Annotated in this window: 16 protein-coding genes; 15 read left to right on the top strand and 1 reads right to left on the bottom strand. The window is 45.4% G+C overall.

What is annotated here, in order from left to right:
- Nucleotides 1-10: 10 nt before the first annotated feature.
- From glgA to T456_RS0114130, 4 genes are all read left to right on the top strand, one after another.
- Entirely contained in the window at nt 11-1,456 is a 1,446-nt protein-coding gene (gene glgA / locus T456_RS0114145) for a glycogen synthase GlgA (RefSeq protein WP_024866673.1), read from the top strand.
- Between the two features lie 9 nt (nt 1,457-1,465).
- Nucleotides 1,466-3,127 (top strand): putative polysaccharide biosynthesis protein, encoded by a 1,662-nt coding sequence (locus T456_RS0114140; protein ID WP_024866672.1) that lies wholly within the window; start codon nt 1,466-1,468, stop codon nt 3,125-3,127.
- A gap of 148 nt (nt 3,128-3,275) precedes the next feature.
- Nucleotides 3,276-8,429, top strand: coding sequence for a hypothetical protein (locus T456_RS0114135; RefSeq protein ID WP_024866671.1), 5,154 nt, complete (start codon nt 3,276-3,278; stop codon nt 8,427-8,429).
- 251 nt (nt 8,430-8,680) lie between these two features.
- On the top strand, nt 8,681-9,085 hold the full coding sequence (locus T456_RS0114130) for a hypothetical protein (protein WP_024866670.1): 405 nt from the start codon (nt 8,681-8,683) through the stop codon (nt 9,083-9,085).
- A gap of 96 nt (nt 9,086-9,181) precedes the next feature.
- On the opposite strand, the gene T456_RS0114125 is transcribed toward T456_RS0114130, so the two are convergent.
- Nucleotides 9,182-10,984, bottom strand: coding sequence for an Rqc2 family fibronectin-binding protein (locus T456_RS0114125; protein WP_024866669.1), 1,803 nt, complete (start codon nt 10,982-10,984; stop codon nt 9,182-9,184).
- A gap of 143 nt (nt 10,985-11,127) precedes the next feature.
- On the opposite strand from T456_RS0114125, the gene trpS reads away from it, so the two are divergent.
- The 11 genes from trpS (at nt 11,128) to T456_RS0114070 (ending at nt 24,210) form a co-directional block, all read left to right on the top strand.
- The gene (trpS, locus tag T456_RS0114120) at nt 11,128-12,135 is read left to right on the top strand and encodes a tryptophan--tRNA ligase (protein WP_024866668.1); all 1,008 of its coding nucleotides are present in this window, start codon (nt 11,128-11,130) and stop codon (nt 12,133-12,135) included.
- A 161-nt stretch (nt 12,136-12,296) separates the two neighbouring features.
- Nucleotides 12,297-13,796, top strand: a complete 1,500-nt coding sequence (locus T456_RS0114115) for a tagaturonate reductase (protein WP_024866667.1) — start codon at nt 12,297-12,299, stop codon at nt 13,794-13,796.
- A gap of 308 nt (nt 13,797-14,104) precedes the next feature.
- A complete protein-coding gene (locus tag T456_RS0114110; RefSeq protein ID WP_024866666.1) occupies nt 14,105-14,992 on the top strand; it encodes a YicC/YloC family endoribonuclease in 888 nt (295 codons plus the stop codon).
- Nucleotides 14,993-15,086: 94 nt separating this feature from the next.
- A complete protein-coding gene (gene gmk / locus T456_RS0114105; protein ID WP_024866665.1) occupies nt 15,087-15,710 on the top strand; it encodes a guanylate kinase in 624 nt (207 codons plus the stop codon).
- Nucleotides 15,711-15,755: 45 nt separating this feature from the next.
- Nucleotides 15,756-16,064 carry a DNA-directed RNA polymerase subunit omega gene (gene rpoZ, locus T456_RS0114100; protein ID WP_024866664.1) on the top strand — a complete coding sequence of 103 codons (309 nt, stop codon included), beginning with the start codon at nt 15,756-15,758 and terminating at the stop codon, nt 16,062-16,064.
- A gap of 4 nt (nt 16,065-16,068) precedes the next feature.
- A complete protein-coding gene (rimO, locus tag T456_RS0114095) occupies nt 16,069-17,436 on the top strand; it encodes a 30S ribosomal protein S12 methylthiotransferase RimO (RefSeq protein WP_024866663.1) in 1,368 nt (455 codons plus the stop codon).
- Nucleotides 17,420-17,962: a CDP-diacylglycerol--glycerol-3-phosphate 3-phosphatidyltransferase gene (gene pgsA, locus T456_RS0114090; protein WP_024866662.1), complete on the top strand. Its 543-nt coding sequence runs from the start codon at nt 17,420-17,422 to the stop codon at nt 17,960-17,962. The genes rimO and pgsA overlap by 17 nt, the downstream gene beginning before the upstream one ends.
- Nucleotides 17,963-17,977: 15 nt before the next feature.
- On the top strand, nt 17,978-19,930 hold the full coding sequence (locus T456_RS20305) for a DEAD/DEAH box helicase (protein WP_024866661.1): 1,953 nt from the start codon (nt 17,978-17,980) through the stop codon (nt 19,928-19,930).
- Complete coding sequence (locus T456_RS0114080; protein WP_024866660.1) at nt 19,927-21,159, top strand: ion transporter; 1,233 nt, start codon at nt 19,927-19,929, stop codon at nt 21,157-21,159. Before T456_RS20305 ends, T456_RS0114080 begins: the two co-directional genes overlap by 4 nt.
- Before the next feature lie 4 nt (nt 21,160-21,163).
- Complete coding sequence (locus T456_RS0114075) at nt 21,164-22,021, top strand: HAD-IIA family hydrolase (RefSeq protein ID WP_035802223.1); 858 nt, start codon at nt 21,164-21,166, stop codon at nt 22,019-22,021.
- A gap of 71 nt (nt 22,022-22,092) precedes the next feature.
- A complete protein-coding gene (locus T456_RS0114070; protein WP_024866658.1) occupies nt 22,093-24,210 on the top strand; it encodes a hypothetical protein in 2,118 nt (705 codons plus the stop codon).
- Nucleotides 24,211-24,220 lie beyond the last annotated feature (10 nt).

Here is a 24,220-nt window from a genome sequence, read left to right as displayed (position 1 = left end):
TGGCAGACAAATGAAAAACATCCTGTTTGTGGCTTCAGAAGGTGTACCTTTTATCAAGACCGGCGGACTGGCAGACGTAGTGGGCTCTCTTCCCAAGAATATCGACAAGAGATATTTTGACGTGAGAGTTATCCTGCCGCTTTATAAGTGCATAGGCCAGCAGTGGAAGGAGAAGATGGAGTATGTGACCAACTTCTACATGGACTTCCACTGGAAGAACGAGTATGTAGGTATCTTCAAGGCTGAAGTAGATGGGATCAAATACTACTTTATAGATAATGAATACTATTTTAACGGCATGAAGCCCTACGGCGATGATGTGATCTTTGAGATTGAGAAATTTGCTTATTTCTCAAAGGCAGCTCTTTCTGTATTGCCTGTAATCGACTTCAGGCCTGACATCATCCATTGCCATGACTGGCAGACAGGTCTCGTTCCCGTATATCTCAAAGAGAGATTCCAGGGCAGCGAGTTCTACAGAGGAATCAAGGCCATCATGACAATACACAACCTGAAGTTCCAGGGGAAATGGGACATCAGGAAGGTTCAGGAGATCACAGGACTTCCGGATTACTTCTTTACTCCGGACAAGCTTGGCCTGTACAAGGATGCCAACCTGCTTAAGGGCGGTATCGTTTATGCCGATGCCATCACAACGGTGAGCAAGGCCTATGCTGAAGAGATCAAGACCGAGTTCTACGGCGAGGAGCTTGACGGCCTTCTTCGTGCAAGAGCCCATGACCTTAGAGGAATTGTCAACGGTATTGACTACGACGAGTTCAATCCGGAGACAGACCAGTACATTCCTCACAAATACAATGCCATCAACTTCCGCAAGGAGAAGGTTAAGAACAAGAGAGCTCTTCAGAAGGAGCTTGGCCTTAAGGAAGACGACAAGATCATGATGATCGGTATCGTTTCAAGACTTACCGACCAGAAGGGATTTGACCTTATCAACTACGTTCTTGATGAACTGTGTCAGGATGCGGTGCAGCTGGTAGTTCTTGGAACCGGAGCAGAGCAGTATGAGAACGCCTTCCGTCACTTTGACTGGAAGTACAATGACAAGGTTTCCGCAAACATCTATTATTCAGAGCCCATGTCCCACAAGATCTATGCGGCTTCGGATGTTTTCCTTATGCCTTCACTGTTTGAGCCCTGCGGACTTTCACAGCTTATGGCATTAAGATACGGAACAATCCCGATCGTAAGACAGACCGGCGGCCTCATTGATACCGTTGAGCCTTACAACAAGTTTGAGAGCACAGGAACCGGTTTCGGATTCCTCAATTATAATGCCCACGAGATGCTTGGAACCATAAGGGAAGCTGAGAGAGTATTCTACGATCAGAAGCGCGAATGGAACAAGATGATCGACAGGGCCATGGCAGTTGACTTCTCCTGGAGGGTTTCTGCCGAAAAATATCAGGAGATGTACGACTGGCTGAGGCCATAAACAATCATAATGGAGAGCAGTACTAAGGATAACAATACCAAAAAAGGACTATTATTTCAGGCCGGGATTCTTGCTATTACAGGCGTAATATCAAGAATTATCGGCCTATTATACGGCAGCCCCCTGGCAGCTATTATCGGAGATGAAGGTAATGGCTACTATGGAGCTGCTTATGCTATTTATACGATAGTTCTTTTGATATCCTCCTACAGTATTCCCTCTGCCATGTCCAAGATCATTTCCGAGAAGCTGGCGGTAAAAGAGTACAGAAACGCCCACAGGATCTTCAGGGGTGCTCTTATATACGTATCAATTGTCGGCGGCATCGGAAGCCTTGTTCTTTTCTTCGGAGCTGACATTCTTGCAGCAGGCCGTTCCGCCACGGTTCTTCGTTTCTTTGCCCCCAGTATCTTTCTCTTTGGATTCCTCGGGGTCCTTAGAGGATATTTCCAGGCACACAGGACCATGGTGCCCACCTCCATATCCCAGCTTATTGAGCAGGTGTTCAATGCTGCCGTAAGTGTGGGCGGCGCGTATATACTTACCAGAATGGCCGGGGATGAAGATCCGGTCAAAAGAGCCGTCTACGGCGCGATAGGCAGTGCCATCGGAACAGGTTCCGGCGTACTTGTGGCTCTTATTTTCATGTATCTGGTTTACCACTATAACAGATCAATAGTAGAAAGGCGCATCAAAGATGATGAGCATGAGGATATGGCTGCTATGCAGATCTTCAAGCGCATCTTTATGATCGTGACTCCTTTTATCTTAAGTACCTTCATATATAATCTGTCCACATCCCTTAATTCAACGCTGTTTACCAGGATCCTCATCCATGTGAAGAATATGGAGGAGAGTGCTGTTCTTTATCAGTACGGCATTTTTGCCAGAAAGGCTGTGGTCATTACAAATCTTCCCATAGCTCTTGCCAGCGCTGCGGCGGCAGCCATGATCCCGGAGATCTCCACTACCTTTTCCAGAGGAGACAGGGAAGAAGCGGGAGTTACCGTATCCAGAGTTACAAGAGTCATTCTCATGATCTCGATTCCCTGCGCAGTGGGGCTTTTTGCACTGGCCCGCCCTGTGATGATGATTCTTTTCCCTCAGAGGGCATCTCTTGACGAGGCAGCACTGCTTCTTAGATTCCTTGCAATCACAGTGGTGTTCTATTCACTTTCCACCGTTACCAATGCGGTTCTTCAGGCCATCGGAAAGGTCAATGTGCCTGTGCTCAACGCAGTAGCGGCACTTGTAGTACAGACGATAACCCTTGTGCTACTCCTGGTATATACAGATCTTGGGGATATCGCCCTTTGCATAGTGACCATCATATATTCTCTTATGATGTGCATTCTCAATAATGTAATAATGAAGAAGAATCTTCATATTATAAATGATTTTAAAAAGACATATCTTTTCCCGGCAATTTCTTCGCTGGTAATGGGGGCAGGAGCATTTCTTATTCATATGCTGCTGTCTATGCTGTTTGCTCTTTTTGTTCCGGGAGAGTATTTTGTCAATCTTTTTGCTACAATTCTCGCAGTTCTTGCGGCAGTGCTTATTTACTTCACTGTTCTGATCAAATCCGGCGGCGCGACCAGAGAGGACATTCTTAGGTTTCCTAAAGGACGCAGTATCGTCAGCGCCTTGGAGAAGATTAAAATTCTTTAAAGTTTCCAAAAGTTTTTTTCAATTTTACAAAAAAATTCTGAAATATGATTGCATGTATGATTGATAATGTTGTATCATACCAATGAGTGTTCACATATTTTTCATTTTATTTACACAATTTTAATCAATTTATGAGGGAGGCAATCTTATGTCTAAGAAATGGAACAAAGTGTTGGCATTTCTTCTGGCTGTTGCATTGGTAGTTACTACCTTTGGCAGTGATTTCGCTAATGCTAAGGTTTATGCTGCTGAAGGCGAAGACGCCGCTGTAGAGCAGCAGGTTGATGTTCCTGCAGACAATGCAGAAGGTAAGACATTTTCCGAGATCAAAGAAGACGTTGAAGTACCCGTCGATGAGATCAAGGAAGAGACTGCAGCTGCTTCTGCGGATGAGTCCGCAGTAGAGGGAAGCACCGAGCAGACCACAGAAGAAGATGAAGAAGAAGCTGATGACGATGAAGATGCATCAGCAACAGATGATTCTTCAGAAGAAGCATCCGATGAGAATGCAGAGGAAGCAGAAGAAGCAGAAGAGGCTGCTGAGGCTGTTGAGAAGAAACTGGTAGGCGAGACAGAGATCGACGGAATCAAGATCGAGCTCTTCGCTGTTGATGGTGTTCTTCCTGAGGACGCAGAGGTTCAGATCTCTAAGGTTGAGACAGAGAAAGCTGCTGAGATCGAGGGCGCTATCGAGGAGATGGTTGACGCTGATGAGGTTGATACATTCTCATTCGATATCAATATCTGGTCACCCAGCCTTGGTCAGTTTGTACAGCCTGATGAAACTGAGGGCAAGGTAGAAGTTGTTTTCTCAGAGATTGAGCAGGCTCAGTCTGAGAATGCAGAACTTGCAGTTTATCATGTACCTGAGAATCTCGATGAGATCGAGAAGGTTGGTTCTGCAGACAGCAATACAGCTACAGAAGTATCTTTCGATACTACACACTTCTCAGTTTATACTGTAACAATTACCTTCAAATATGGTAAGAAAAAGACTGATAAAGTAGACTACAGCTTTAAGGCAAAGTATGTTGATACAGACGGAAAAGAAATTGATGTTCCCGACAGCTTTAAGGATGTAAAAGTAACCATTGACGATACTGGCAACCCCAAGGAAGAGATGGTTCCCGTAAAGGGCAAGATTGCCAAGGATGTTGACGGCTATGAATTCCAGTATGCACTTTACGGAACACATGGTCTGGTTAATGTTCTTCCTGTTGTAAAAGAACTCTTTGCATATCCTCAGTTTGATTATGTAAAAGTTGTTGCAGGACAGCGTACATTGATCGGAAGTATCCTCGGAAATCCCAACGGACTTTGGGCTTATGATTTTGATCTGTTCAATAAGGGCCTTGAAGCCGGTCAGATCGGAAGGATCGACAGCAACAGAACTATCTACTTCGTATACAAGAAGAATAAGCCTGCATATGACTTCACAAAGACTGATGATCACCTTGATCTCGGACTTGAGAAGAAGGATTATGAAATGTACAAGAACGGTGGTGCTAAGGTTTCTGCCATCGTTAACGGTACAGAATACAAAATGACAGCCAATGGTGAGGATTCTCAGATGGGAACATACGAGTATCGTATGTGGCTTGGCAATTATCAGTACGACTATGATCATTGGATGGATTACAGTGGACTTGCTACTGTTTCCGTAAATGATACCATCACCTACAAGGTTGAGTATCTTGGACAGGTATACCTTTATAACTGCACAACTGCTGAGAATCAGGCAGCATCAAATGCTTGCTATGAAGCGCATAAGTCAATCCAGGAAATCTTCGGATTTGATTACAAGCTCAAATTCACCGAAGCATTCAAGCTTACAGGCGATGTTATATATCATGCAACTACTGCTGCAACACCTAATGCACTTCCTCAGATTTCAGAAGAAGTTAACTTCGGATGGAATCAGACTGAGAAGGATTACACAGTTAAGGATTATACAAACGTTCAGGTTGCTACAGGCTATTCAGTTCAGAAGCTTTATGAGAACAAGATTGACAAGTTCCTTGGATGGGATACTGATTCATCAGCTAAGACTGTAGTTTATGCAGCAAATGCTAAGATAAAGGTTCAGAAGGGCTCAACCCTTAACCTTTATGCAGTATGGAGTTCTTACGATTTTGATAAGACTGATGATCACCTTGATCTTGGACTTGAGAAGGCTGACTATGAAATGTACCGCAAGGGCGGTGCCGTAGTTTATGCTGTAGTTAACGGCAAAGAGTATCCCATGACCGCTGAAGGTGAAGATAAGGAGATGGGAACATACGAGTATCGTATGTGGCTCGGAAACTACAAGCACAGCACTAATCACTGGATGGATTACAGCGGACTTGATACTGTATCCGTAAATGATACCATCAGCTATATCGTTGAGTATAACGGTCAGGAATATATTTACAACTGCACAACAGCAGAGAACCAGAAGGCATCAAATGATTGCTATAACGCACATAAGGCAATTCAGAATATCTTTGGTTTTGACTACAAGCTTAAATTCACAGAGCAGTTCGATCTTAAGGGCGATGTAATCTATCATTCAAACTGCGACGCAACAGAAGCAGGTCTTGATACGATTGCAGAGACTGTTAAGTTCGGAAGAAAAGAAACAGAGAAAGATTACTTTGTAAAGAACTATCCTGATGTTAAGACAGGAGAAGGCCCTAAGACTCAGTACCTTTACGAGAACAAGGTTGACAAGTTCCTTGGTTGGGCTACAACTGCTGATGCTAAAGTAGCTGAGTACAAGGCAAATCAGAAGATCAAAGTAAAGAAGGGCGATACCCTTGAGCTTTACGCTGTATGGGATAAGTATGACTTCACAAAGACTGATGATCATATTGATCTTGGTCTTACCAAGGAAGATTTTGAGTCATACAAGAAAGCCGGTGCTAAGGTTTCTGTTATCGTTAACGGTACAGAGTACAAGAAGGTAACAGCTGAGGGTGAAGATAAGGAGATGGGTACATACGAGTATCGTCTCTGGCTCGGAAACTACAAGACAGGCAAGTACAGCATGAATTACAGCGGACTTGATACTGTTTCTGTAAATGACAAGATCACCTTCAAGGTTGAAGTTAATAAGCAGGTATATATTTACAACTGCACAACCGAAGACAACACAAAGGCTTCGCTTGATTGCTATGAGGCTCATAAGAAGATCCAGAACATCTTCGGTTTTGACTACAAGCTTACATTCACAGATGTATTTGAACTTACAGGCGATGTTGTTTACCATGCTAACTTCGATGTTAAGCCCGGTGAGCGTGATAGGATCGCAGAAGAGATCGAGTTCTTCTGGTTCCAGGATGAGAAGGACTACACAGTAAAAGATTATAAGAATGTTCAGGTTATAGAGAACTGGGCAACTCATAAGCTTGCAGAGCATAAGGGATATGAATTCCTTGGATGGGCTTTGGATCCCAAGGCTGAGAAGCCTGACTACAAGGCTGGCACAGTTATCCAGGCTAAGAGAGACAAGCAGATCGACCTCTACGCTGTATGGAAAGTAAAGAAGGCTAAGATCGCTGTTTATGCTACAGGTCCTGTTAAAGAAGAAACTGTAAATCCTAACTTTGCTGAGACACTTAAGGTTGATTATATCCAGTCAGATGATGGATATTATCCTATCGGTGTAATCGAGATGGATGAGACCTTCTTCCTTGGCAAGAATTATACTTACATCACAAATGCTGCTGATTGGGAAGCAGTTAAGGAGGCATTCACAAATACCTTCACAACTGAATACAACGCAGGCAAGAACCTGAACAATACTGTTGCAAGCAACCTTCAGTATGTACAGGTTGATTACAGAAAGTCTGAGAACCAGCACTTCACAGCTCTGTTTGACTGGCGTTGGGGCGCTTCAAAGACAATCCAGAATGCAGACGGACAGAACTACAAGTATCACCTTGACCTTCAGTTCAAGACCAACGAAGTGGATTATGTTGCTGTATATCCTGAAGGAATTACAGATGATCTTGCAACATCAGTTGTTCTTACAGGATCAGAGACAACTCTTCCTGATACAACAGTTATTGATGGCAAGTTCGATGCAAACAAGTATGATGTAGTTGGATACTTCACAGATGCAGCTTGCACAACAGAGTTTGCAAAAGACACTTACACAGTTACAAGTGACACAACTATTTATGTAAAACTTGCTCTTAAGGAAAAATGGAAACTAATCATTGCCCTTAACCTTGATTCTGAGGGAGACAACTACAGAACAGTTAAGTATGATGGAACAAAGCAGGAAGTTAATGTTGATGTAACACTTGACGTTGATACACTTGAGATTAAGCGTCGTTCACTTCTTAACTCTGCAGTAGTTACCGAAGCAATCCAGAATGTATTTGTTAACTTCGGATCACTGTTCACACTTAAGGTATTTGCAGCAGATGTTCCTGATGACTGGACAGAGCTTTCAGAGGATATTACAGTTCTTGTAAATGGAGAAGAGAAGACTTACAGAGTAAACAACATCTTCATAGAAGGTGGCTCAGGAACAACAGTAGGTGAATATCCTGTAAACCTCCACACCAGCGACCTTGTTATTAAGGCTGTTGTTGACGGAGAGGCTGTAGGCGAGAACCTTGCTGACGCACTGTTCGATGAGAATTCTATCCAGATCAAGACAAATGTAGCTCCTAAGCGCGATGCTGTATCACTTCTTGCAGCTGAAGAAGTTAAGGAAGACGATGAAGCTCCTGCAACTGAGGAGTCAGGCGTTTACGAGATAGGTAAGCTTACTATCAACAAGAGAGAGGTAACTCTTACATCTGCATCAGCATCCAAGACATATGATGGAACAGCACTTTCAGCTCAGGCTGATCCTGTTCAGTCATATCCTGATGACCAGACATTTGGATTTGTTGATGGAGAGAAGGTTATCTACACTAACACAACTTCTGTTGTTGGTAACCCTAATACATCAACTACAGTAGATAACGTATTTACTTATAAGTTTGAGAATGAGGAACTGGCTTCTAACTATGATGTAAAGGTAGTTTACGGTAAGCTCACAGTTAATCCTACATCCTCAAGAAATGTTACTCCTCCTCCTTCAGAGCCCGAACCTCCGACACCTCCTCAGGTTCTTGGAGCAACAAGAGCACCCGAGGGTGAAGTTCTTGGAGCACAGAGACAGGCTGCAGTTCTCGGAGCAAGAAGAGGACGTACTGAAGATCCTACAAACAATGTTTCAAGAATTATCGTAATTGTTGTTGCTGCAGGAATCGCAATCAGTATCATGTTTTTCGGAAGAAAGAAAGAGGACGGCGAAGAGTAATTGATTTGCTCTAAGATTGCCTAAGATATTAAAAACAAAGCGCCGGTACCCGCAAGGGTATCGGCGTTTTTTCAACCTTGGTCACGTAAACTGTGCTCTGAATATTGGAAAATGAGATTGTCATAAGTTTTAATCGCATAATACAAAAATAATTTCCAATATGATTATCTATATGACGACTTCTGTGATAAAATTCATATTGCTGAAAAGCTAAAAAGTGTGTTTGATTAGTTTGTAAAGGAAAATTTATTATGAAGAACAAGAATGTTATCAAGGCTGTTGCAATCGGAATCAGTGCCGGCCTGATAATACAGCCTGTAGTTGCATTTGCTTATGATGCTCCGGTTGAAAAGAGAGCAGATGCTTTCACAGAATCGGTTGTATATTCAGATGAAGTTATTTTTGATATAGATGTTGATGCCAAAGCAATTACTCAGGATACAGACAAGGTTATAAGGGACAATGAGAAACCTGTTAATACAAAAGTAATCGAAGATGAGGACACAGCTGAGGCAGCTGCCCCCATCGAGAAGGAGAAGGGCTTCCCCTGGTGGATTCTTATCATCCCTGCAGCTATCGCAGGTGTTTCCGTTGAGGAGTACATAAGAAGGAACAACAAGGCTAAGGCAGATATCAATAATTCAGGGAATAAGTAATTAACCGGTAATCAAACACTTAGACATAGCTAAAGGGACGGATCGAGCTTGATCCGTCCCTTTTCGCATGAGTAAATATATGTTTTAGAATTCCTGTCAGTCGCTGATGAGCTTTAAAGATGAAATATCCGGGGCAATTGCCATGGAGTAGTTGGTGTAATAGACCACAAATCCGGGCTTTGAACCATTGGGCTTCTTGACATCCTTGCGCTTTAGATAATCGATCTCAACTTTTTCCTGAAGTTTTCCCTTAGAATAGTAGGCAGCCAGAGCTGCAGCCTCTTCAAAGGCTCTGTCGGGAACTTCCCTGCCACCGGTAATGAGAACAACATGGGAGCCGGGGATTTTTTTGGCATGGAACCACCAGTCTCCGCCGTTTGCCACCTTGAAGGTCAACTCGTCGTTCTGAATGTTATTTTTGCCCACGTAGATGTCAAAGCCGTCGCTGCTAAGATAGTGGAAGGGTTTGCTGGTTATCTTTTCCTTCTGACCCTTCTTGCCTTGCGGTTTTGACTTGATGTAGCCGCTGTCAGCCAGCTCTTTTCTGATCTGAGCAAGGTCTGCTTCCTTCTGGGCGATATCCAGAGCTGTAGCGATGGATTCAAGCTGTTCTATGGCCTCTGAGGACTCTTTTAACTGTTCCTCAAGGGCTTCCTGGGTTCTCTTAAGCTTGGTATATTTATCAAAGTACTTCTTGGCATTCTGGTTGGGGGTGAGAGTAGGGTCCAAGGGAATCGTTATATCTTTTCCCGTGTTGTAATCGTTGACGGTGATGGATTTGTCTCCCTCCCCGGCGCTGTAGCCGTAGGTGTTGAGAAGCTCACCGTAAACTCTGTATTTGTCCTTCTTCTCACAGTCCTTCATTTGCTTGAGCTGAAGGTCGTATTTGCGTGCATTTCGCTCAAGGGCGGTCTGGACGATCTTTCGAAGGTCAACGGACTTTTGTCTGATCCTGGTTACCACGTTCTTTTCGGCGTAGTACTGCTGGATAAGAGTGGATATATCCGTGCAGGGAAGGAAGGGAGTGGCAGGATCATCCGGGTCCGCATCCTCACTGTAGCCGTAAACGGTAAGGGGGATGGAGGAGTACTCCTTGGGAGTGTCCCCGTCGTAGTAGATGGCAGGAGAGAAATCGCCTCTTCTGACGCAGTCGATAACCTCGTCAAAGGCCCTGTAGGCCGCGATGGATTCCGAAGTATCCAGGGCAATGGCGGACTTATCCGCATCTATTCCTGCTCTGTGGCACATCTCCTGGGCAATTATCGGGGAAAGCCCGGTGTAGCTTGAGTAGATGGCCTTAAATAGAGGCATGCCCTTGGAAAGAACCAGTGATGAAAACTCATCGGCCGTAGTGGAAAGAGGATTAGCCTTGTCCTGACTTGGAACAAAGTAGGTCCTTCCGGGAAGCACTTCTCTTACTGAACTTACTGAAGCAGGTATGTGCTTGATGCTGTCGATTATCACATCTTCCTCATCGGTGAAGATGATATTGCTGTATTTGCCCATGATCTCTATGAGGAGTATCTTGTGGCAAAGATCACCCATTTCATTGAGATGCTCGATCTCAAAGCGGATTATACGCTCAAGGCCTCCGGGCTGTGTTATGGATATGATGCGGCCGTTCTGCAGGTGCTTACGAAGCAGCATACAGAAATTAGGGGCAGTCATGGGAGATGCCTTGCTGTCATCGGTGATGTAGACAAGAGGGAGCGAAGCATCGGAGGACAGCACCAGCTTGGCCTGTTTCATGCCAAACTCCTCGGCTGCTTCATAGGAGAGCTTCACGGTTATGAAGAGCTCGTCGCTCTCTGTCTGGGCTATTTTGTAGATGCGGCCACCTGTAAGGCGGTCGCTGAAATCCTTTGTGAGATTTGCAATTGTAATTCCGTCAAATGCCATGTTTTAAAATCCTTTTCTTTGTTATAAGCATGAATAATTCTATCACAGAATCCACAGGAATGTCTTTATTTATGCCACATTTTACTTGTGAAAATCCCGCTTTACTGCTATAGTTATGAGATATATGAACGGAGGAATTTACAATGGATTCATCAAACGAAAAAAAGATTATGCTCTCCGGTATTCAGCCGAGCGGAGATTTACATTTGGGGAATTACCTTGGAGCCATCAAGAACTGGGCAGACAGGGTAAATGAATTTGAATGCTACTATTTCATGGCGGATCTTCACACCATTACAGTAAGACAGGATCCCAAGGAACTTAGAAGACGTTCCCTTGAGATGCTGGCTCTTTATATTGCCTGTGGACTGGATCCCGAGAAGAATACTCTTTTCCTTCAGTCACATGTTCCGGCTCATGCACAGCTTGGATGGGTTCTTGACTGCTATACAATGTTCGGTGAGCTTTCACGTATGACTCAGTTCAAGGACAAGTCAGAGAAGCACAAGGACAACATCAACGCAGGACTGTTTACTTATCCTTCACTTATGGCTGCAGATATTCTTCTGTATCAGCCTCATTACGTGCCTGTAGGAGAGGATCAGAAGCAGCACGTTGAGCTTACAAGAAATATCGCTGAGCGTTTCAATAACATCTACGGCGACGTATTCCGTATTCCTGAACCTTACATTGCCAAGACAGGTGCCCGTATCTACGGCCTTACAACACCCGGCTCCAAGATGAGTAAGTCTGAGCCCAACGGATGCGTATTCCTTATGGATGAGCCCGATGTTGTAATGAAGAAGTTTAAGAGGGCGGTAACAGACTCTGATACAGAGAACTGCGTTCGCTTTGACAAGGAGAACAAGCCCGGAGTTGCTAACCTTATGAATATCTACTCAACCATCACAGGCAAGACCTATGAGGAGATTGAGAAGGAGTTTGCAGGCCAGGGCTACGGCGCATTCAAGCCCGCTGTAGGAGAGGCCGTTCTTGAGACCTTAAATCCTATAAGAGAAGAGGCTAAGCGCCTTATCGCGGACAAGGCATACCTTGAGAATGTGTACAAAGAGGGCGCTGAGAGAGCATCCTACATTGCCAACAAGACACTTAGAAAAGTTTACAAAAAGGTCGGTTTCTACCAGCTTTGATTAACTTAGTATTTATGCCGCTTCCGGAGACGGAGGCGGCTTTTTTAATTGTTAAATAATAAATTACTTGTAAACGCTTACATTTAGTGATATAACAATATGTGTAGGAATTACACACAGAAAAAGATTGTAAGCGGTTACAGCAATCAGGAGGAATGGTAATGGAACTTTTAAACTATGATGTATTGGAAAAATCAGGCTATAAGGGCTATGTTCTTAAGGATGCCCCTGTGAAGGTCCTGCAGTTCGGGGAAGGAAACTTCATGAGAGCCTTTGTGGACTATTTCTTTGATATCAGCAATGAGAAGGCGGGCTTTAACGGCAAGGTTGCTCTTGTTCAGCCTATTTCTCAGGGGCTTACAGAGCTTGTTAACAAGCAAGAGGGTCTTTACACCCTGTATCTTAGAGGAAGCGAGAACGGACAGAAGGTAGATGCAAAAAGAGTCATCTCAGCCTGCGACTGCTGTCTCAACCCCTATGATAAGGAAGGCCTTGACAGGATCATGGAGATCGCAGAGAGCGACGACCTTGATATAATCGCTTCAAATACAACAGAGGCAGGAATCGCCTATGATCCTTCCTGCAAATTCGAGGATCAGCCCGCAGCAAGCTTCCCCGGCAAGCTTACACAGGTGCTTTACAGACGCTTTAAGGCCGGTAAGAAGGGCGTTGTGGTTCTTTCCTGCGAGCTTATCGATAATAACGGAAAAGAGCTTTTAAAGTGCGTTAATCAGTATATTGACCAGTGGGGACTTGAAGAGGATTTCAAGACCTGGGTTAACAACGACAATATCTTTTGCTCAACCCTGGTAGACAGAATTGTTCCCGGACGTATCCGTGATGCCAAGGAAGTTGAGAAGCTTGAAGAGGAGAACGGCTATCATGACGAGCTCATCGATGTAGGAGAGATCTTCGGCGTTTGGATCATCGAAGGACCCGAGGGACTTGAGGACAGACTTCCTTTCAAGAAGGCAGGCGTGAACGTTCACGTTGTTCCCGACGTTATGCCCTACAAGCACCGCAAGGTAAGGATTCTCAACGGAGCGCACACAGGCTTTGTGCTTGGTGCATATCTGGCAGGACAGGATATCGTAAGAGACTGCATGCAGGATGAGGATATCTCAGGCTTCATGAACAAGATGCTCTCAGAGGAGGTTATCCCTACACTCACAGATCACCTTGATGAGAATGACCTCAACGAGTTCGCTGCAGCTGTGAAGGATCGTTTCAACAATCCCTTCGTAAACCACGAGCTCATGAGCATTTCACTTAACTCCACCAGCAAGTGGAAGGCAAGGAATATGCCTTCATTCCTTCAGTATATCGACAAGAACGGCAAGCTTCCTGTTTGCCTTACAATGTCTCTGGCTGCCTACATCGCCTTCTATTCAAACGATGTTCAGGAGCTTACAGATAACGGACTTGTTTGCAAAAGACCTGCCGGCAACACCTATACTGTAAGTGATGACCGCTGGGCACTTGAGTTCTTCTATGAGCACAGGAATGACTCAGAAGAAGACCTTGTAAAAGCTGTCCTTGCCAACGAGAAGATGTGGGACCGGGATCTCAACAAGATCGAGGGTCTTACAGACACTGTAATCGCAGATTTGAAACTTATCAGAACCGAAGGCGCCAAGAAGGCCTACGCCAGCTGCTTATAATAATCAGAAATGATTACTACTATATAAATAATTAGAAATAGTTCTGGCTAACTTTATGGAGCCGAAGGAAAACTGTGTCCATCCTCCGCAGGTCGTTGATATCGGCCGGCACTTAGCGACTGTTCTTTAGTCGCTTAGTACCGCTGCCAGATATCATCGAGCGCAAGCGGCCCAGGAGATGGACACACTTTCCTCCGGCTCCCTTTTAGTTTACGCCCACCCTTTTTCGTTGACATTGACCTTGAAATTGCGTTATATTATAATAACTTGTGTAAAAATTTAGCCCAAAGCAAGGGGGAAACTTAATAATGGTCTGCAGTATGACTGGTTTTGGCAGAAGCGAAGTCACGGAAGGTCAGCGCAAGTATATAGTTGAGCTTAAGTCTGTAAATAACCGCTATCTGGATATCAATATCAAAATGCCCAAGAAATTCAATGCCTTTGAATCAGCGATCCGTTCGGAGCTGAAAGGCTACATGAAGCGTGGCAAGGTTGATGTATTCATCAGTTACGAGGATTTTTCCGAATCAGAGTCCCGGGTAAAATATAATAAGGCTATAGCAGCAGAGTATTTTGGCTATCTCAAGGAGATGGCTGATGATTTTGGCCTGGATAATGATGTGAGGATATCTGTACTCTCCAGATTCCCTGAGGTATTCACCATGGAAGAGGAAGAGCTGGACGAGGAAGAGGTTTGGAGCGGTATAAAGCGAGCTTTAAACGAAGCCGGCAAGCAGTTCCAGGAGTCAAGAGCAAGGGAAGGCGAGTTCCTTACTACGGATCTTACATCCAAGCTCGAGGGAATGCTTGAGAACGTTGAGTATATTGCAGAAAGGTCCCCTGAAATCATTCAGGAATACAAGCAGAAGCTTCGTGAGAAGATCTCAGATCTTCTTGAGGACAAGCAGGTTGATGAGAACCGTCTTGCAATGGAGGTTACCATCTTTGCCGACAAGATCTGCGTAGATGAGGAGCTTACAAGGCTTAGAAGCCACATCCTTGCAACAAGGGATACACTCTCTGCAGGAGATGACAAGGACGGTATCGGAAGGAAGCTGGATTTCCTTGCACAGGAGATGAACAGGGAAGCCAATACGATCCTTTCAAAGTCCACCGATCTTAAGATCTCAGACAGAGGTATCGCTCTTAAGACCGATATTGAGAAGGTACGTGAGCAGATACAGAACATAGAGTGATATAGGAATTCAAAGGTAAGCGTAAGCGAAGCAATCCGTATATCACGCAATATATATTAATAATAGTAATATATAAGTAGAGGAACATTTTAAGATGAGCAATCGCAAAGGAATTATCATTGTTGTTTCCGGCTTTTCCGGAGCCGGCAAGGGGACTCTGATGAAGGCGCTTATAGCCAGATATCCCGGCTATGCACTTTCGGTTTCGGCAACTACCAGGGATCCAAGACCCGGTGAGGAGAACGGAAGAGAATATTTCTTTGTTTCAAATGAAGAATTCGAGAAGCTTATCAAAGAGAACGGGCTTATCGAACATGCCGGATATGTAAACCACTACTACGGAACACCCAGAAAGTTTGTGGAAGATAAGCTATCTCAGGGCATAGATGTTATCCTGGAGATTGAGATCCAGGGAGCCCTTCAGATAAAAGAGCAGTACCCCGATGCGGTTTTACTGTTCGTTATGCCTCCTTCAGCCAAGGAGCTCGAGAAGAGACTTCGCGGAAGAGGAACCGAGACCGATGAAGTTATAACCCAGAGGCTTAAGAGAGCCAAAGAGGAATCCATCGGAATCGAGAAATATGATTATATCGTAGTCAATGATGACCTTGAGGAGTGCGTTGACAGGCTGCATCAGATCATAGGTGCCGCTCATCAAAGCCCCATGAGAAATCTTGAACTTATAGACACTATCAGAAATGAGCTTAATGAGTTATAATACTTTTAGCTTGTAATTGCGGCACTGCCGCAGGAAAGGAACAAAATGATACACCCTTCTTATGTTGATCTTATGAACGTTGTAAACAAGGAAGTTGAGGAAGGCGAGCAGCCCGTTATCAACTCCAGATATTCAGTAGTTATGGCTACTGCCAAGAGAGCAAGACAGATCATCGCAGGTGATGAGCCTATGGTAAAGGTTAAGGACAAGCAGAAGCCCCTTTCAATCGCTGTTGATGAGATGAATCAGGCACAGCTCCGCATCCTTACTGATGAGGAGAAGGCAGCTCTTCTTGCAGAGAACACTGAGGAAGCAGAGCCTGCAGAAGAGGCAGAGGGATCTGAAGAGAACTGATAATATGAAAATTCTATTTGTATCACTTGGATGTGACAAGAACCGGGTTGACACTGAGGTCATGCTGGGGATGCTCACGGGCAGTGGACATAGTTTTACAGATGACGAGAATGAAGCAGAAGCAGCAGTTGTTAACACCTGCTGCTTTATAAATGATGCGAAGCAGGAGAGTATAGATGCTATCCTGGAGCTGGCTGAGCGCCGTAAATCAGGGCAGCTCAAGGCTCTTATCGTCACCGGATGTCTTGCTGAGAGGTACCGTGAGGAGATCCAGAAAGAGATCCCGGAGGTTGACGAGATTCTTGGCGTTACATCCACGGACAAAGTCGTAAAGGCCCTTGAAGAGACCCTTAAGAGGAACAAGCTCTTTTCCCATAAGAACTATTTCGATGACGTCAACAGGAAGCCTATCGGTGGAATGAAAAGAGTCATCACAACAGGCGGACTCTTCAACTACCTCAAGATTGCAGAGGGGTGCGACAAGCGCTGTACCTACTGCATTATTCCAAAAGTAAGAGGTTCCTACAGAAGTGTTCCCATGGAGGACCTTCTTAAGGATGCAAGGCAGCTTGCAGAGAACGGCATTACCGAGCTTATCATAGTTGCCCAGGAGACCACCATTTACGGTATCGATCTTTATGGCAAGAAGATGCTTCCGGAGCTTCTAAGAGAGCTTTGTAAGATTGATGGCTTTAGGTGGATCAGGATCCTGTATTGCTACCCTGAGGAGTTTGATGAGGAGCTTATACAGACCATCAAGAATGAGCCCAAGATATGCAAGTATCTGGATATTCCAATACAGTCCGGCTCTGATGACGTCTTAAGGCGCATGGGCAGAAGGACCAACAATGCCCAGATAAGGCAGCTCATCACCCACCTTCGTGAGGAAATCCCCGATATCTGCATCAGGACCACTCTTATTAGCGGATTCCCGGGAGAAACCGCGGATGATCACAGGCAGACCATGGCTCTTGTAAGGGATATGAGGTTCGACAGACTGGGAGTGTTCACCTATTCTCAGGAAGAGGACACACCGGCGGCTGTGATGCCTGATCAGGTTACCGAGAGGACCAAGACCCTTCGCAGGAACAAGCTTATGAAGCTTCAGCAGGAGATAGCCTTTGAAGATGCGACGAAGATGGTGGGTAAGACCGTCAGTGCCGTTATTGAGGGCAGGATAACCGATGCGGAGGACGAGGACGGCTTGTCTTATGTAGCCAGGACCTACAAGGATGCACCGGATATCGACGGGTATCTTTTTATCACCGGAGTTCAGCGGGAGCTGATGACCGGCGATTATGTAAATGTTTTGATAACAGGTTCCAACGAATACGATTTGATAGGAGAGTTGAGAGATGAATTTACCGAATAAGCTTACTGTATGCAGAGTTATTTTGATTCCCTTTTTTGTATTCTTTCTTTTGAATGACGCCATGAATCCTGCTTTCAAGTGGATTGCGCTGGCAATCTTCATCGTGGCTTCACTGACAGACCTTCTGGATGGCAAGATCGCCAGAAAGTATAACCTGGTAACTGATTTTGGTAAGTTCATGGATCCCCTTGCGGACAAGCTTCTTGTTTGCAGCGCCATGATCGGACTTATTGAACTTGGAAGGATCCCGGCGTGGATCGTTATCATCATCATTGCAAGAGAGTTTATCATCAGCGGATTCAGACTTATCGCTGCTGATAACGGAAGAGTTATTGCCGCCAGCTACTGGGGCAAGTTTAAGACAACATTCCAGATGTTTATGGTCATCTTCATGATCATGAACCTGGAGATGGCACCATTCCCTATTATCACACAGATATTGATGTGGATCGCTCTGGTCCTCACCATCGTTTCACTGTGCGACTACCTTATCAAGAACAAGGATGTCATGAGTGGGGACATGTAATTTTTAGGAGTTTTAATGAGTAAAGATTTAGATTTAATTGAAGTAACAGACAAGGCAAAAGAGGATGCTCAGGTAAGATACGAGGATTCAGGCCTTGATGAAAGAATTATCCGCGCAGTTTCAGAGATGGGCTTTGAAGTAATGTCACCCATTCAGAAGGCTGCAATCCCTGTGATGATGGAGGGAAAAGACATCATCGGTCAGGCCCAGACCGGAACGGGCAAAACCGCTGCCTTCGGAATCCCGATCCTAGAGAAGATCGATCCCGAGAGCAAGCACCTGCAGGCTGTTGTTCTGTGTCCCACAAGGGAACTGGCAATGCAGGCCGCAGATGACATCAGAGATTTCGCCAAGTACATGCACGGCATCAGAGTTCTTGCTGTATATGGCGGTCAGGATATATCAAGGCAGATAAAAGCTCTTTCTGCCGGAGTACAAATCGTGGTGGGAACACCCGGACGTGTCATGGATCACATGAGACGTCACACAATGAAGCTTAAAAGCGTCAAGGTTCTGGTTCTTGATGAGGCAGATGAGATGCTTGATATGGGCTTCAGGGATGACATTGAGACCATTCTTCAGGGAATGCCGGAGGAGAGACAGACCGCTCTTTTCTCTGCGACAATGCCTGAGCCTATCCTTCAGATCACCAGGAAGTATCAGAAGGATGCGCAGTATATCAAGATGACTCCCAAGGAGATCACTGTTGCAGCCATTGACCAGGCTTACTACAGGGTTCCCCAGAAGATGAAGGAAGAGGTTCTTGTAAGACTTCTTGATTATTACAATCCCGCAAGATCCCTTATTTTCTGCAATACCAAGAGAATGGTGGATCAGCTCTCAAAGTCACTTAAGGACAAGGGATATCTTTGCGACGGACTCCACGGAGATCTGTCACAGAACCAGCGTGATACAGTAATGGGCCTGTTCAGGAACGGCAGGATCAATATACTTATAGCCACCGACGTGGCAGCCAGAGGCATCGATGTAAGCGGTGTTGAGGCGGTATTTAACTTTGATATCCCTGAGGATATCGAGTACTACGTTCACAGGATCGGAAGAACGGGACGTGCCGGCAAGAGCGGTAAGTCCTTTACCCTTGTGGGCGGAAGAGAGATGTACAAGCTTCGCGAGATCGAGAAGGTGTGCCATACAAGGATCGAGGAGAGAAGAGTTCCCGGAGCCAAGGAGATAACAAGGGCAAAGAGCCAGAAGGTTTTCGCCGAGGTTATCGATATCATTGAGAACTCCGATATCACATCAGCTCTTGAATTTGTCAATCAGAAGGTTGATGAGGGCGAGTACACAGCCGAGCAGCTTGCTGCAGGATTCATGAAGCTCAAGATGGGCGCAGACATTCAGGATCTCGTGCTCTTCGAGAAGCGTGATTCCAAGAGGGATCAGTACAGAAGATCCGGTGAGAGACTTCGCAGAAGAGACGGCGATGACAAGGCCGGAAGGGGCCGCAGTCGGCGTGACAGCGAAGATAAGGGCAAAAGAACTCGCGGCGGCAGAGCCGGTGAAGACAGAAGAAACGACAGAAAGTCCTACGCTACTAAGGGAGAGGGCCGAAAGGCTGATAATAAGAAGGCTGTGTCCGGAAAAGCGGACAGCAGGAAAGCCGACACCAGGAAAAAAGACAGTGGCAGATCCGATATAGGTGATCTTGAGGAACTTAAGTCAATCTATAGGAAGACTTCTGCAAAAGCCGAGAAGACCGGCGGCGAGAGAAAGTATTCCAAGAAGGCACCCGAGACTATCGAGAATGTCGGAAGAGTTACAATAAAGGGGGAGGGCTCTACCAAGGCGTGGTATGTGGGTCAGGACAGCGACACCATGAACATGTCCAAGGCTGAGAAGAAGAGCATTAAGGCCCAAAACAAAAAGAGGAGCCTTGATTATCTTCAGGACGTAAGCGACCTTGTGATGGAGAGCTTTGGCAAGCGCAAAAACAGGGAGAAGAAATGACCGATACTAAGGGAAGTAAACCCGGTAAAAGTTTGGGGAGAGACGTAAACCGTGTAAGGGCCAAGATATTCAATATGGTCAGCACCGGTGTTGTTGATGAGCCCATCAACAGACTTTACGATATCATCAGCATAGTAGCGCTTGTGCTGAATCTTTTTGCTGCATTTGCAATCACATTTGATTATATGGAGGAGCACTATAAAGGGCTCCTCCTTACTATTGAAGCAGTAACCGTATTTTTCTTTGCAGTGGATTATGTGCTGCGTCTTTTTACTGCGAAAGCTTTATATCCAAAATTATCCGAATCACAATCTCTTGTAAAATATATATTCTCATTTGCGGGAATCATAGACCTTCTGTCTTTCCTGCCATATTACCTGCCGGTGTTCTTTCCCATGGGAAGCGCCGTGTTCAGGCTCTTTAGAGTGGCAAGGATCTTAAGGCTTTTCAGGATAAATTCCTACTACGATCAGCTTAATGTCATTGCGGAAGTCATTGTATCCAAGAAACAGCAGCTGATGGCCTCGGTATTCATCATTCTGATACTTATGATGGCCTCCAGCCTTTGTATGTACAGCGTAGAGCATGATGCTCAGCCGGAGATTTTCCAGAACGCCTTTTCAGGAATCTGGTGGGCTACGTCAACTCTTTTGACCGTGGGCTACGGAGACATTTATCCCGTGACCATCACCGGTAAGATACTGGGAATCATCATAAGCTTCCTTGGAGTTGGCATGGTGGCGATTCCTACGGGTATTATTTCCGCGGGCTTCGTTGAGCAGTATCAGAGGCTCAAGACCGTTGGCACCTTTGCGGAGGAGGAGAACATCCACTTTATAAGAGTACGCCTTTCCGACAGGGATGGCTGGGTTGGAAAGAAGATCAGTGAGATCGGACTTCCAAAGGATATTATGATAGTTGCCATTCAGAGAAGGGGTGAGACCATAATACCCAGAGGCAGTGCGGTTCTTGAGAAAAATGACCTTATTGTCATGTGCGCCGAGAAGACCAAGGAGATACAGCCCATCGCACTTAAAGACATCACTATCGGCGAAGGTCATTCCTGGAATGGTGTAGCGATCAAGGACCTTGATATCTCGAGACAGAGTTTTATTTTCATGATAAGAAGAGACGGCAAGGCCATGATTCCTAACGGAAACCTTATTATCAGAGCGGGAGACAGTGTCCTGCTTTATGAGAAACATGTAAATAATCAGAATCTGGTATAAAAATATGACACAAGTGTTACAAAGTTTGGAACTTAAGAAGAAAGTACTGGAAGAGACAGATCTTTTCGTGCTGGACCTGGATGGAACCTTCTACCTTGGAAATGACATCCTTGACGGTGCATTGGATTTTCTGGAGGCAGTGAAGAGATCCGGGAAAAGATATATCTTTTTCACCAATAATTCGTCGACAACCTCGGAGCTGTATATCGAAAAGCTGGCAAAGATGAACTGTCACATCACAAGGGACATGATCATGACCAGCGGCGACGTGATGATACGTTTTTTGAAGAGCACAAGACCGGGAAAGAGTGTCTATCTTCTGGGGACTCCCGAGCTGGAAAAGAGCTTTCGGGATGAGGGGATAGATCTTTTTACATCGGAAAGAGATGAGAAGGCGGCCATGACACACGCAGAGTGCGGGAGCATTCCGGATATCGTGGTTGTTGCCTTTGATAAAACATTGAATTTTGAGAAGCTGTCCAATGCATGTGTCTATATCATGCAGGGGGCAGAGTTTCTGGCAACCCATCTTGACATAAACTGTCCCGTAAAGGGCGGCTTTATCCCGGACTGCGGAGCCATATGCGCGGCCATTGAACTGTCTACCAAGGTGAGCCCGAGGTTTGTGGGAAAGCCTTTTAAGGAGACGGTGGACATGATAGTTGAGGCAACCGGTGTTGATAAGAGCAGGATTGCCTTTGTGGGAGACCGCATTTATACCGATGTGGCAACGGGAGTCAACAACGGAGCCAGGGGAATTCTGGTGCTGACCGGTGAGACGAAGCTTTCGGAAGTGCCGGATTCCAAGGTGCAGCCTGATGTTATATTTGATTCCATCAAGGAAATGGGCGAACTTCTTTGACCTTCCGGAGAAATCTTTGGGGCTTGCCATAGAACTAATGTTCGGGTATAATGTTGTTGTGGGGGAATCTTATGAGTGCAGATCTGCAGTATATTTTCACCTTTGAGAAACACGGAGTATCCGTAGATAACAACAATAAAGTCATGGATAACGAGGTCTGGATCGATGTTGGGAACAGGCTTGGTATGGGCTGCTTTGATCATCATCAGGGCGGGTGCGACAGTGCCTTTTCATCTGTAGCAGACCATCTTGAGTATTTATCGAATCTTAAGAGCTGTGCGTCAAGGGGCGAAGAGATAATCGTTCACATTCATGAGTTCCCGGATATGGACTGCATTTCAAGTTTCTGGCTTATTAAGCAGTATCTGGAGAAGACAGATGAAGAGTTTTCCTTTCTTAGCAGGGAAGGCGGAGTTATAGATAAACTCAAGAACTATGTTAACTACATTGATGGAGGGAAGAACAAGATTGTTTCCCATCCCACACTGTATGCCGTTATGTGTAAGCTTGGAGAAGATCTTCCCAAGGGAGAGCATGGGACTCATCAGTTTATGGTTGAGAAGGGAATCAGGCTTATAGATATTGGAGTTTCAAGGCTTATGAAGGAGCCGGAAACGGATCTTTTTACCTGTGATTTCTCGCAGGAACTTAAGGAAGAGTTCCCGGAGGAAATCAGCCGCATCAATCAAGGCGCTGATGCTTATGAAAGTGAGAAGAGGACGGGCGTTGTCAGGATCGGCAACGTTAAGGTCTGGACAAGGGATAACAGGCAGGAAGATGTAAAGGCTGCCATTTGGACAAAGGTTTCCGGTATCGGAGACGGATACGCTTATGCAAGGGAGGAAGGGTGCAAACTGACAGTCTTCCCGCTTCACATAAAGGGAGACAATGACTCTTTTACCCAGGTTATTGGTTCAATTAATCCCGATATAGATCAGAATCACGAGCTGGATCTTACTCCGGTTGCTGCTTTGATAGAGCAGATGGAGCAGATAGAGGAGAAGAGGCTTTTTGAAGCTGAGGGCAGATACAGGCGAGATTACAGCAAGCCCAGGGCGGACAAGTCCCATTTTAGCAATTATCCTTTTGCTGCTACTTCCGACCCATGGTTCATTTCCGAAAAGGGCGATATATTTGATGCTCCCAGGGAGCTCTCGCTGCTTAGATATGAGGACATTGTTGAGATCATCAGGAACAACGGCAGCAATGTCAAACACAGTATCGGTATTTCCTACAAGTGGAATGGTGATAAGAGCAAACTGAAATGTGATTTTGAAGAAAGCTCAATTCCTGTAAACCTGTGGGAGAAAGAGGGACGGATCTGGAGTGATCCTGATGGTCTTTTCGATAGCCCGGCCAAAGGGCACGGGAAGGCGGAAAGCGGTGCAGCTTCATGGTATGAGATTCCCGAGGGAGCGGCCAGGATAATATATGCAGAGCTTGATGCATCGCTCATAAGACATAATTCGGAGATGCTCAAGGCCATATGTATGAATATAGTCGGCGGTACTTACCATGAGTGCCGGGATGAGCAGTTTCTTTTCCCTGATCACAGGACCTGTATATATGCGGACCTCAACTATGTGGTGATCCTTGCTGCTACCAGCAGGGCCGGGGATGCCGGGAGAGCTGTGAAGAGCCAGATTGAGGGCTATCTTGATGCCACCGGCAAAGACGAGTTTGTCAGGTCAGAGCTCATAGAGGATATTGTTGAACTTCTGGATATGAGGAACAAGATGCTTGAGCTTGGAAGGGAGATTGGTGCAACTTCCATAAGCGACAGGAAGAAGATCGAGGAGCTCAACAGGAAGATGCTGAATATCTCGGTGGAGCATCAGAATACCAGCATCAAGGACAACTATGTTGAGAAGAGCGTCTATGATTTCTTTAATGATAAGTATGAGCTTCAGAAGCTCAAGGATTCTCTGACAGGAGAAATTTCTCTTCTGGTGGGAGAAGCCAGAGACAGAGTGGTGTCCAAATTCAATACGCTGTCTGCTTTGGCAGTTCCGTTTATCCTTGTGGCAACAGTGTTCCAGATGGGGCTTATCAAATTTGAGGGCGTGGAGCTTGTGGGAGTTCCGGCTGTTATAGGCTGGATTGCTACCGCTGTTGTGACAATTTGGATAATGTATTTGCTTTCCGGAAAGAGTAAACGGGACAAGGATCAGGACAGGAAAGATAAATAATAGAAAAGAG

The sequence above is a fragment of the Butyrivibrio sp. FCS014 genome, assembly GCF_000526935.1.
Classification (GTDB): Bacteria; Bacillota; Clostridia; order Lachnospirales; family Lachnospiraceae; genus Butyrivibrio.
Note: the sequence above shows the minus strand (reverse complement) of the source record. Positions and strands in the feature narration are given on the sequence as shown.